We start from the raw sequence: 1,027 nt of genomic DNA, 5'->3' as shown, positions 1-1,027 counted from the left end.
TGCAATTTGTGGCTTCCATTGATTATTGAACAGCTCGATTCATCCTCAGAATGGCTCTAAAAATGGGGGCCTGTCACAGTATTGGAAATTTCATCGATGTCATGGTCTTAATTTTGGGGGAAAGGGCACTACGACCTGCTTAATCACATGCTTAATTTCAATTTATTTTATAGGCAGTGGCAGTGGCAGTGGCAGTGGCAGTGGCAGTGCTGATTTTTTACTGATAGGATTATTTACCCCTTGTTTATTTATAGAAAAAATTGAAGGCGATAGCTTCTTAAAAAAAACACTATCATCTGATTTTTTAATTTCCCTAGGCAGGATAAGTTTCCCTCTTTATCTACTACATGAGCTAGTCATAGCCTCAGGAATAACACCTTAAACTGGCGACATATATTCAAAGGTGTTTTTATGCGCCATATTTAGCATATGCTGTATGTGTGGATGAACCCATATATAAAAATTAAAGACAAAAATAATTAATGTTGAAAAAATATATTTAATATAATCAGTTCTTTCCCGCACCGCCTGAGACCCTACAGCGCGTTTCAGGCGACTGTCACATAAACCTCTCTCTTTCAAATGGTTGAGAAACTCAGTTTCTACAAGTTTGATCATCGATTTATAAAAGCGCCTTTCATCTACACCCATTTTATCACTCACACTGTAGTGATCTAATAATCTCGGACTGTAATGCCACAGCCTTAGCATATGTGAGAACGTTGCACGTTTAAACATTCAGTATTTTGTTTGCTGTACGATTAACGCTTACATCTCTGGAAGCGTGCCCGATAAGGACTGCCCTAAGCCCCAGTTTTGCTGTTTACTGAACAAACTGAAGCCCCAATTACTTGTATACAGGCTGAGAACTACGTCCAGAATAGACATTGTGACATGTAATACCACCACCTTGGCATATGTGGGAACGCTGCACGTTTAAACATTCAGTAATTTGGTTTGCTGCACGATTAACGCTTACATCTCTGGAAGCATGCCCGATAAGGACTGCCCTAAGCCCCAGTTTTGC

1 protein-coding gene is annotated in these 1,027 nt (G+C 39.6%); it reads right to left on the bottom strand.

Annotated elements, in window-relative coordinates:
- Positions 1-378: 378 nt before the first annotated feature.
- Positions 379-663, bottom strand: a complete 285-nt coding sequence (locus L975_RS14950; protein ID WP_177326653.1) for a hypothetical protein — start codon at positions 661-663, stop codon at positions 379-381.
- Between the last annotated feature and the right edge of the window lie 364 nt (positions 664-1,027).

Source organism: Plesiomonas sp. ZOR0011 (assembly GCF_000800945.1).
GTDB lineage: Bacteria > Pseudomonadota > Gammaproteobacteria > Enterobacterales > CAMTGL01 > Plesiomonas > Plesiomonas shigelloides.
Note: the sequence above shows the minus strand (reverse complement) of the source record. Positions and strands in the feature narration are given on the sequence as shown.